Origin of the sequence: Nocardia sp. CC201C (genome assembly GCF_030010695.1) — a bacterium.
GTDB lineage: Bacteria > Actinomycetota > Actinomycetes > Mycobacteriales > Mycobacteriaceae > Nocardia > Nocardia otitidiscaviarum.
The window spans coordinates 1-10,352 of record NZ_JASCXP010000261.1; the positions used below are offsets into that span (position 1 = coordinate 1).

Sequence of the window (10,352 nt, forward strand, 5' to 3'; positions counted from 1 at the left end):
CCGTCACGATCGCGTCCGGGGTCAGCTCGCACGCGTGCCGGGCCAACAGCTGTTCTGCCTCTACCCGTAATTCGGTCGGTACGGCGGCGGGGATGCGGTCCATGACCGTCATGATGCGGCGCGCGTGTTCGACCGACAGCAGCCCGGCCGCTTGGTGGGCGGCGGTGTGCGGGTATTCCGGTGCCCGGTCTTCGCCGTGCACGAAATGGAATACGCCGAGTTTCTGTGCTGCGCGGCGTCGTGCTCCGGCCTCGGCCATCGAGATCCGCAGGGTTTCGCTCAAATACTTCGCGAGGCTCTTGCATCCGGCGCGTTCGGGCAGGTGCCGGTCGCTGGTCTCGATGACCAGGCGATGCGACACCGCACCCAGTCGGGCGCGGACGGCTTCGACGCGTCGCATCAGTTCCACGAAGTCGGTGTCGGTGTAGCGGGTGAGGTCCTCGTCGAGCAGGGCGGTGGTCGCGGTCGTCAATTCCTCCACGACCGCGAATACCTCACCCGCCCCACCCGGATTCATACGTCGATTCTATCGTGAAATGCCTTGTGGGATAACGATGAACACAGTTCACGCACCCCTTCTGGAACTGCGCTGTCGTTGCGTCCTACTCGTACAGCGTCTCGCCGCGGTGGGTGTCGAAGTACTCGCGAACCTCGGATATCTTGCCGTCCGCCACGACGAAGTTCGCGATGTAAGCATTGTCGTACTCGTGGCCCGACAGGGTGTTCGCCCTCGCTCGCCACTCGACAACGGCGTTCGAGTCGCCGATGGTCAGGCTCAGCAGTTCGGTGGTGAACGATCCCGGCTGCATCCGAGACGTCGCGATCGGGAAGAACTCGTCGACGATGGCGTCCGGCCCGTGCCAGACTCCGGAGTTGGGCAGACGGCCCGGTGCGAACCACCGCGCGTCATCGGTGAAGCACTCCTTCAGGAGCGTCGGGGACCCTGCCTGTATCGCATCGAAGTAGCGCTGGATGGCACCCTCGGTGGGGTTCTCGTCGGTCACCCGACACAGCGTAGCCGAATGGGAACATATGTTCGAATTCGAGGGTTGTTCCGGGTGTCATCCGGTGGCACTGCCATCGGTGGGGCCTGTCCGGGGCGACGGGTGCGAGTCCGCCCGGACAGGCTGACCGGGGGATCGGCAAGGTTAGCCGAGATGGCCGTCCGCGACCGTCAGTGCCTGATCCAGCAGCCCCAGACCCTCCTTGGCCTCGGCCTCGGTGATGGTGCACGGTGGCACCACGTGTAGGCGGTTGAAGTTCACGAACAGCAGCAGCCCGGCGGACTTGGCGGCGGCCACCGTGTCGATCATGGCCTGGCTGGTGCCGCCGTAGGGGGCGAGCGGTTCGCGGGTGCCGCGGTCGCGCACCAGCTCCACCGCCCAGAACACGCCGAGTCCGCGCACCTCGCCGATGCTCGGATGGCGCTCGGCCAGCTCCCGCAGACCCGGCCCGATGACGCGTTCGCCGATATCGGCGGCGTTCTCGACGATCCGCTCCTCGGTCATGGCCTCGATGGTCGCCACCGCGGCCGCCGTCGCCAGCGGGTGCCCCGAATACGTGAGTCCGCCCGGATACGCCCGGTCGTCGAAGGTGGCCGCGATCTCGGGGCTGATGGCGACCCCGCCCAGCGGCACGTATCCGGAGTTCACGCCCTTGGCGAAGGTGATGAGATCGGGCACCACGCCCTCGAAATGCTGGATGGCGAACCACTTTCCGGTGCGCCCGAAGCCCGCCATCACCTCGTCGGCGATGAGGACGATGCCGTGCCGGTCGCACAGTTCGCGCACCCCGGCCACGTATCCCGGTGGGGGAACCATGATTCCGGCCGTACCGGGGACCGGCTCCAGGATGATGGCCGCGATGGTGGCCGGTCCCTCGAACAGGATCGTCTGCTCGAGATGTTCCAGTGCCCGCTGCGACTCCTCCGCCTCGGTGCTCGCGTGGAACTGGCTGCGGTACAGGAACGGTCCGAAGAAGTGGACCACGCCGCTACTGCCGGTGTCGTTGGGCCACCGGCGCGGGTCGCCGGTGAGATTGACCGCGGTATCGGTGCCGCCGTGGTAGGAGCGGTAGCGGGCGAGCACCTTGGGGCGGTCGGTGTGCAGCCGCGCCATCCGCACCGCGTGCTCCACCGCGTCCGCGCCACCATTGGTGAAGAAGATGCGGTTCAGCTCACCGGGGGTGCGCTCGGCGATCAGCCGCGCCGCCTCGGAGCGGGCGTCGTTGGCGTGCGGCGGGGCGACGGTGCACAACTTGGCCGCCTGCTCCCGGATGGCGGCGACCACCTTCGGATGCTGGTGTCCGATATTGGTGTTGACCATTTGCGAGGAGAAGTCCAGGAGTCGGTTGCCGTCGCCGTCCCACACGTACGAGCCCTGGGCGGCGGTGATGACCATCGGTTTCAGCGCCGCCTGCGCCGACCAGGAGTGGAAGACGTGCTTGCGGTCCAATTCGTAAGCGCGGGCGGCCTGTTCGCGTGCCGCCTCGGGGGTGAGTCCGTTCGGAAGGGTCATGATGGTCCTTACGCGGCGTCAGTGGTTCTGCGGGAAACCGAGATTCAGGCCGCCGTGGCTGGGATCGAGCCAGCGGGTGGTGACGGCCTTGGTGCGGGTGAAGAAGTGCACGCCGTCGATGCCGTGCGCGTGGGAGTCGCCGAACAGCGAGTTCTTCCAGCCGCCGAAGCTGTAGTAGGCCATGGGCACCGGAATGGGGACGTTGATGCCGACCATGCCGACCTCGACCTCGTTGTGGAAGCGCCGGGCCGCGCCGCCGTCATTGGTGAACAGGGCGGTGCCGTTGCCGTACGGGTTGGCGTTGAGCAGCGCCATGGCCTCCTCGTAGGACTCGACCCGCAGCACCGACAGCACCGGTCCGAAGATCTCGTCGGTGTAGACGCTCATCTCCGGGGTGACGTGGTCGAGAATGGTGGGGCCCAGCCAGAATCCGTCCGCCGCGCCGTCCGCCTCCACCGTGCGGCCGTCGAGAACCACTGTCGCACCGGCGGATTCCCCGGCCTCCACATAGGACGCCACCCGGTCCCTATGCGCGCGGGTCACCAGCGGCCCCATATCGGCGCCCCGGGTGCCGTCGCCGGTACGAATGGTCTCGGCGCGCTCGGCGATCCGCGCCACCAGGTCGTCGGCCACCGGACCGACCGCCACCAGCGCGCTGATGGCCATGCATCGCTCCCCGGCGGAGCCGAAGCCCGCGTTCACGGCGGCGTCGGCGGCCAGATCCAGATCCGCGTCCGGCAGCACCACCATGTGGTTCTTGGCCCCGCCCAGCGCCTGCACCCGTTTGCCGTTGGCGGTGCCGCGTTCGTACACGTATCGGGCGATGGGCGTGGACCCCACGAAGGACACCGCCTTGACGGCCGGATTGTCGAGCAGTTCGTCCACCGCGACCTTGTCGCCCTGCACCACGTTGAACACGCCGTCGGGCAGCCCGGCCTCCTGCCACAGCGCGGCCAGCCACAGCGAGGCCGACGGATCCTTCTCGCTCGGCTTGAGCACCACGGTGTTCCCGGCCGCGATGGCGAGGGGGAAGAACCACATCGGCACCATGGCGGGGAAGTTGAACGGCGAGATGACCGCGACCGGTCCCAGCGGTTGGCGCACCGAGAAGATGTCGACCTTGGTGGAGGCGTTCTCGGTGTACCCGCCCTTGAGTAGATGCGGTATGCCGCACGCGAATTCGACTACTTCCAGGCCGCGTGCCACCTCGCCGAGCGCATCGGCGAGCACCTTGCCGTGTTCGGCGGTGATGATGGCGGCGAGTTCCTCCTTGCGCTCGTTGAGCAGTTCGCGGAATCGGAACAGCACCTGGGTGCGTTTGGCGAGGGAGGCGTCGCGCCAGGCGGGGAAGGCCGCGACCGCCGCGTCCACCACCGCCCGCACATCGGCCTGGTCGGCCAGCGCGACCTGTCCGGTCACCGCGCCCGTGGCGGGATTGGTCACCGGCGCGGTCGCCTCGCTGGATCCGGCGAACGGTTTGCCGTCGAGCCAGTGCGCGATGGTCTGCATAGTTCCTCGATTCGGTGAGCCGCGATCCTGACATGGGGGTCCGCTCCCGGTCACCGGCATGACGGGACGGACCCTCCGCGTCCTACTCTGCGCTGTCCATCATCATTCGCGCCCCGACGATCTGTATGTGCTTTCGGATTTCGTATTACGATTCGTCGGTGCTGCTCTCCGTCGCTGATGTCCTGGCGATGCCGGTGGTGCGCGCCGGGGAACCCGAGGTGGTCGGCGGCGGATCGCTCGACCGGCCGGTGCGCTGGGTACACGTGAGCGAACTGCCCGAGGTGGCGGAACTGCTGGTGGGCCGCGAACTCATCCTCACCACCGGCCAGGCGCTCACCCACGGTGCCGCCGCCACCGTCGACTATCTGAAAGCCTTGGCCGCGGCCGGTGTTTCGGGACTGGTGGTGGAACTGGGCACCTCCGTGCGGGAACTCTCCCCGCTCATCGCCGCCACCGCCGACGAACTGGGCATGCCGGTGATCGCGCTGCACCGGGTGGTGCGATTCGTGGAGATCACCGAGGCCGTGCACCGGGTGATCGTGGCCGACCAGTACGCCGAGCTGGAGTTCGCGCGCACCGTGCACGAGACCTTCACCGCCCTGAGCGTGCGCCGCGCATCGCTGGCCGAGATCGTGCAGACCGCCGCCACCATGCTGGACGCCTCGGTGGTGCTGGAAGATCTCACCCACCGCGTGCTGGCGCTCACCGCGCGCCATGCCGCCACCTCGGCCATTCTCGAGCACTGGGAGACCACCTCGCGGCTGCTGCCCGACTCCGACCCCACCGTGGTGCCGGTCGGCCCGCACACCCAGCGCTGGGGACGGCTCATCCTGCGCTCGCATCGGGTGCCGACCGTTCGCGCGCGCATGGTGCTGGAACGCGCGGCGCAGACGCTCACCCTGCACCGCATGATCGAACGGGATCGGTTCGGCCTGCACCGGCAGGCGCAGACCGGTCTCATCGACGACATGGTGACCGGGCGGATCAGCGACGAACGCGACGCCCTCGCCCTGGCCGCCTCCCTCGGACTGGCCCGCCGGGCCCGCTATGTGCCGATGGCCATCGATGTCGACGCCGTCACCGAGGCCGACCCGGTGGCGCGCCAGCGCCGCACGGCCGCCATCCTGGACGCCGCCATGCACGGGGTGGCGCTGGGCCGCGCCACCGCGCTGGCCACCCCGGGGCACGGCAATCGCGTACATCTCGTCCTCGCCGTGGGCCGCACCGCCGATCCGGACGCGAGCCTCACCACCGTGTGCATGGCCGTGGCCGCCGAGGTGCGCCGGGTGGCGGGCGTGGACCGGGTGGTCATCGGCGTGGGCGCGGATTCGGAATCCCTGCTCGACACCGCCCGGGAGCTGGCGCAGGCCGCGCATATCGCGGAGGTGGCGCTGTCGCTGGAGACCTCGCGCCCGCGGGCGTTCTATCGCAGCGGCGATGTGCGGTTGCGCGGGCTGCTGTCGCTCATCCGTGCGGAACCCGGCGTGCAGCGCTTCGCCGAAACCGAGCTGAGTGCCCTGCTGCGCCACGACATTCGGCACGACACCGAGCTGGTCCGCACCTTGCGCCTGTTCCTGGATCTGGCGGGCAACAAGACCGAACTGGCCCGGCGGTTGACCATCAGCAGGCCCACGCTCTACGACCGGTTGGCGCGGATCGAGCGGATTCTCGACGTCGATCTCGACAACGGAGAGACCCGCACCTCACTGCACACCGCGCTGCTCATTCGCGAGCTGGCCCCCGGCGACGGTGCGTGATTCGCGCAGCGCGGTGACCTCGGTGCGCAGTGCCCGCAGTTCCTCGACCAGCTTGCCGATCTCGCGGTCGGTGCGGTCGGCGGACTCCTCCACGGTCTTCAGCTTGTCGATGACCCAGCTGGTGGTGGTGCCGATGGCGAAACTGATCAGGCCGATGCCGAAGGTCATGAGCACCAGCGCCACCAGTCGGCCCTCGGTGGTGACCGGGTAGAAGTCGCCGTAGCCGACCGTGGTCACCGAGACCATCGACCACCACAGCGCGTCGCCGAAGTTGTGGATATTCGAATCCTCCACCCCGTACTCGGCGTCGTAGATGGCCAGACTGCACAGATACAGCATGAGAATCGAACTGGCGCCGATGAATACCGACAGCCGCGCGCGGGTCAGCGTGTGCCGGTGCAGGGTGTCCAGCAGGATCATGGCCGCGCGCAGCAGCCGCAGCGGACGGAACGGCGGCAGCAGCACGAACAGCAGATCCAGCGGATTCTGCTTCACGAACTGCCAGCGGTGCGTGGACAGCCGCAGCCGCACCCCGAAGTCCACCGCGAACACCACCCACACCAGGACGTCGACGGCGGTGAGCCAGAAGTCCAGCCGCGGTGACGGCCCGGTGTCGAGCACCTGCCAGGAGTAGACGCCCAGGAATACCGCCGCCAGCACCGTCAGGGGGACGTCGGCGGCGCGCTCCCAGCGCTGGAGGCGGTCGGCGGGCGGGGTGGACGTGGCCATCGGTACAACCTGCGGATTCGAGTACACGGACCAGCCGAGGTTACGAGATGACCGCCGTCGCGCACGAGCAGACCCCGAAACCTATCGGTAGTAGGGCACGGGGGAGACCCAGTGGAAGCCGCGCGAGACCACCGGGAATCGGTCCAGGTCGAGCAGTTCCAGCTGCATCCGCACCGGACGGCCGCCGAGCTGACCGGTGAGGATCAGCCGGTCCGGCTCCGGCCGCTGATAGCCGAACATGCCGAGCGGCCAGGTATGCGAGATGTCCTTGGACAGCGTGATGGTCTGCCGTTCGGTGTCGATGCGGGCCGGGAACGACAGCAGCGAGTCGTCCATGCGCTGTGCGGTCACGCCCTGCGGGATATCGAAGATGACGCGGCGCAAGCGCGCGGCGGGGTCGAGTGCCGCGCCGGTGTCGGGCGCGCCGTCGAAGTCGGTCAGCGCGGGCACGGTCTCGCCCGCCACGGTGTACTCGGTGACATCCCAGATGCCGTAGAGGGGTGAGCGGTCGCGGCCGTTTCCGGCGGTACGCCAGGCGTCGTGGGCTTCGACGGTCGCGGTGAACAGCAGCCAGAGGCCGAGCACCGCCTGCGCGCCCACCAGGATGCGCCGTGCCCGCGGGGTCGAGACCAGCGGTTCGGCCGCGCGGACACCGACGGCGTGGCCGAGCAGCGCTCGCATCAGGCGCACCAGCTCGGGCGCGGCGAGGATCAGCGCCCAGACCAACAGTTGCCCCGCGAAGAGCTTCACCGGCACGTCGAAGGTGAGATTGAGCAACAGCACCTGCATGGCCACCACGAGCGCCAGCACCGATCCCAGCCCGGCCGTGACCGGCAGCGCCAGTAGCAGCGCGGCCGCGACTTCCGCCGCGCCCAAGGCCATTTCGTACGGCTCCGATGCCGAGGTCTGCGCCCACAGCACCGCCATCGGACTCATCTGCCCGAACGGCTCCACCAGCCGCTCCAGATAGAACGTCATCTGCGAGGGCAGCAGTTTGACCATGCCGTACAGCAGCAGCGCGCTCATCAGCGCCAGGCGCAGCAGCAGCCGGAACCACGCGTACAGCCGCACGTAGTTCGGCCGGTTCCGGTCCACCAGCGACCACACCGCCGCGGCCGCCAGACTGACCAGCAGCAGCGTGAACTGTGAAATCCAGTGCGCCGCGGTATCGCCGCTGCCGGTCGGCGTGTAATCGACTGTCACGCCGAAGATTCGCGTACCCACCCAATCGGTCAGCGGAGACAGCGCCAGCCATGTCGACAGCTCCAGCACCGCATCCTGCGGCGTGCCCACCGATCGCACCAGGGTGTGCACGAGCCAGGTGCCCGCCATGCCGATGCCGACGAAGACGAACCCGAACCGAAAGACCACCCGCGTCAACGGATGCCACCGCACGACGGCCTCCGGCTCATCCGTGCGAGTCCCCTCGACCGCCACTTGCGCAACCACGTCGATTCCTCCACCGCTAGCGCGCCCAAATCCTTTGCGGCCGAAACGCTATGGCACCTCGTGAACTCGTCGTATCCACCAAAAGCTGTGCCCCGACCGTCGGTGCCCCCAGAACGAGGGTGGGATTCCGCATCCACCCGAGCCGAGGGTGCGATCGGGACTCACCCGCGTCGGGGGTGACGACGCGACCTGCCCGCGTCGAGGGGGCGACGACGGCACCTGCCCGCGCCGGGAGGGAGACGACGGCGCCAAACCCGTGCCGGGGCGCGGCGACGGAACCCATTCGCGCCGGGCGAGCGCCGTCGGATCGTGGCGACCGATCGCGCGTGAACGTCCGGCCCGACCGCCGTGACGGCCGGACCGAACGCCATGCGCGGCGGTGCCGTGCTACCCGTCGACCGTGAGCACCGAGCCCGCGGCGACGGTCCGGCCGCCTTCCCGGACGGCGAAGCCGAGGCCGGGCTCCAGCGGCACCGGCTGGCCCAGCACCACCGTGACCTCGACGGTGTCACCGGGCATCGCCATCGTCGCGGTGGCGAGGGTGACGTCGCCGACCACATCGCCGGTGCGCAGGTAGAACTGCGGCCGGTAGCCGGTGGTGATCGGCGTCCGCCGCCCGCCCTCCGCCGCCGACAGCAGGTGCAGGCGCGCGGTGAAGCGGGTGCGCACCTCGACGCTGCCGGTGGCGGCGACGATCTGGCCGCGCCGCACCTGATCGCGCTGGACGCCGCGCAGCAGCAGCGCGACATTGTCACCCGCCTCCGCGAATTCCATGGTGCGACCGAAGGTTTCCACACCGGTGACCACCGTCTCCAGCGCGCGGCCGTAGCCGAGCACCGCGACGCTGTCGCCCATGCGGACCCGCCCGCGCTCTACCGCACCGGTGACGACGGTGCCGCGGCCGGTGATGGTGAGCACGTTCTCGATCGGCAGCAGGAACGGCGCGTCGGTGTAGCGCACGGGCGTGGGGATGTGGTTGTCCACCGCGTCCAGCAACCGCAGCACCGCCGCCGACCAGTGCGGGTCACCCCGCAGCGCGAGCAGCCCCGAGACCGGCACCACCGGGGTGGCCGCACCGTCGTAGCCGTGCGCGCTCAGCAGCTCGCGCACCTCGAGGTCGACCAGCTCCAGCAGCTCGGGATCCGCGCCGTCGGCCTTGTTCAGCGCGACGACCAGGTGTTCGACCCCGACCTGCCGGGCCAGCAGCACATGCTCGACGGTCTGCGGCATCACGCCGTCCTGCGCGGACAGCACCAGGATCGCGCCGTCGACCTGCGCCGCCCCGGTGATCATGTTCTTCACGAAGTCGGCGTGCCCCGGCATGTCCACGTGCGCGTAGTGCCGGGCGTCGGTCTCGTACTCGACGTGCGCGATATTGATGGTGATACCGCGGTCGACCTCCTCCGGGGCGCGGTCGATGCGCTCGAACGGCACGTAGGAGCCGCCGCCGCGCTCGGCGAGCACCTTGGTGATGGCGGCGGTGAGCGTCGTCTTGCCGTGGTCGACGTGACCCATGGTGCCGATATTGAGGTGCGGCTTGGTGCGGACGAAGGCCTGCTTGGCCATGATGAGATCTTTTCTGGGAGTCGTGGATCGGGACCTCGGCGACGAACCACCTTCCCCATCCGAGGTCCCGGGGACGTCCCGGGGAAGGTCAGCGTCGGGCGCCGTCGAACGCGGATGCGACCACCAGGGCAGCCGTCATCGCGCCCGCTGCCGCGGGCGAGACGATGATCAGCTGCCGGAACATGCCGAACATGGTGCCGCACGTCCGGCGATGTCCGCCACCGAATTTCCGATGCGCCACCGAATTTCCGACGCGCTGCGCTCTCACGTCCCAGCTCCCGCGCACCCGGTATGCCCGGGCAGCGGCATCAGCTGTCGTGCGGCGCCACCAAGCCGGATTCGTAGGCGAGCACCACCAATTGGGCGCGGTCCCGCGCCCGCAGTTTGGTCATCGCCCGATTGACATGGGTTTTCGCGGTGAGCGGGCTGATGACCATGTGATCGGCGATCTCGTGATTGGACAGCCCCCGGGCAACCAGGGCCACCGCCTCGCGTTCACGTTTGGTGAGTTCGTCCAGGCCGCTGCCCGCCGCGAGCGGCAGGCTGACGTAGCGGTCGATCAGGCGGCGAGTGATGGACGGGGCGAGCAGGGCGTCACCGCGGGCCGCGACCCGGATGGCGTGCAGGAAATCCTCCGGCTGGATGTCCTTCACCAGGAATCCGGCCGCGCCCGCCCGCAGTGCGTTGAACACGTACTCGTCCAGGCCGTAGTTGGTGAGGATGATGACGTGCACCCCGGCCAGCGCCGGGTCCGCGGCGATGCGCCGCGTCGCCTCGATACCGTCCAGCACCGGCATCTGGATGTCGAGCAGCGCGATATCGGGCA

10 protein-coding genes are annotated in these 10,352 nt (G+C 69.0%); 1 reads left to right on the forward strand and 9 read right to left on the reverse strand.

What is annotated here, in order from left to right; translation table 11 throughout:
* From QK444_RS24065 to QK444_RS24080, 4 genes are all read right to left on the reverse strand, one after another.
* Positions 1–517 (reverse strand): DUF222 domain-containing protein (locus QK444_RS24065; protein WP_282783931.1); only part of this gene is annotated, 517 nt, incomplete at its 3' end.
* 85 nt (positions 518–602) lie between these two features.
* Positions 603–1,004 carry a nuclear transport factor 2 family protein gene (locus QK444_RS24070; protein WP_282783932.1) on the reverse strand — a complete coding sequence of 134 codons (402 nt, stop codon included), beginning with the start codon at positions 1,002–1,004 and terminating at the stop codon, positions 603–605.
* Between the two features lie 144 nt (positions 1,005–1,148).
* A complete protein-coding gene (locus tag QK444_RS24075) occupies positions 1,149–2,516 on the reverse strand; it encodes an aspartate aminotransferase family protein (protein WP_282783934.1) in 1,368 nt (455 codons plus the stop codon).
* 18 nt (positions 2,517–2,534) lie between these two features.
* On the reverse strand, positions 2,535–4,025 hold the full coding sequence (locus tag QK444_RS24080; protein ID WP_282783936.1) for a CoA-acylating methylmalonate-semialdehyde dehydrogenase: 1,491 nt from the start codon (positions 4,023–4,025) through the stop codon (positions 2,535–2,537).
* 158 nt (positions 4,026–4,183) lie between these two features.
* Between QK444_RS24080 and QK444_RS24085 the strand changes: the two genes are divergently transcribed.
* The gene (locus QK444_RS24085; protein ID WP_282783938.1) at positions 4,184–5,782 is read left to right on the forward strand and encodes a PucR family transcriptional regulator; all 1,599 of its coding nucleotides are present in this window, start codon (positions 4,184–4,186) and stop codon (positions 5,780–5,782) included.
* Here the strand turns inward: QK444_RS24085 and QK444_RS24090 are convergent.
* The 5 genes from QK444_RS24090 to QK444_RS24110 all read right to left on the reverse strand — a co-directional run.
* A complete protein-coding gene (locus QK444_RS24090; RefSeq protein WP_282783940.1) occupies positions 5,729–6,511 on the reverse strand; it encodes a potassium channel family protein in 783 nt (260 codons plus the stop codon). The two genes, QK444_RS24085 and QK444_RS24090, sit on opposite strands and share 54 nt — an antisense overlap.
* An 81-nt stretch (positions 6,512–6,592) precedes the next feature.
* On the reverse strand, positions 6,593–7,960 hold the full coding sequence (locus QK444_RS24095; RefSeq protein WP_282783943.1) for a DoxX family protein: 1,368 nt from the start codon (positions 7,958–7,960) through the stop codon (positions 6,593–6,595).
* A gap of 387 nt (positions 7,961–8,347) precedes the next feature.
* Positions 8,348–9,526 (reverse strand): elongation factor Tu, encoded by a 1,179-nt coding sequence (gene tuf, locus QK444_RS24100; protein ID WP_282783945.1) that lies wholly within the window; start codon positions 9,524–9,526, stop codon positions 8,348–8,350.
* Positions 9,527–9,614: 88 nt separating this feature from the next.
* Positions 9,615–9,794: a hypothetical protein gene (locus tag QK444_RS24105; RefSeq protein WP_282783946.1), complete on the reverse strand. Its 180-nt coding sequence runs from the start codon at positions 9,792–9,794 to the stop codon at positions 9,615–9,617.
* 40 nt (positions 9,795–9,834) lie between these two features.
* Positions 9,835–10,352: response regulator transcription factor (locus QK444_RS24110; protein WP_282783948.1), on the reverse strand; the 518-nt coding region annotated here is incomplete at its 5' end.

Bases quoted from the DNA above. Each gene is read 5' to 3' on its own strand.
- QK444_RS24075 (WP_282783934.1), bottom strand. From the start codon at position 2,516: ATGACCCTTCCGAACGGACTCACCCCCGAGGCGGCACGCGAACAGGCC.
- QK444_RS24080 (WP_282783936.1), bottom strand. From the start codon at position 4,025: ATGCAGACCATCGCGCACTGGCTCGACGGCAAACCGTTCGCCGGATCC.
- QK444_RS24090 (WP_282783940.1), bottom strand. From the start codon at position 6,511: ATGGCCACGTCCACCCCGCCCGCCGACCGCCTCCAGCGCTGGGAGCGC.
- tuf (WP_282783945.1), bottom strand. From the start codon at position 9,526: ATGGCCAAGCAGGCCTTCGTCCGCACCAAGCCGCACCTCAATATCGGC.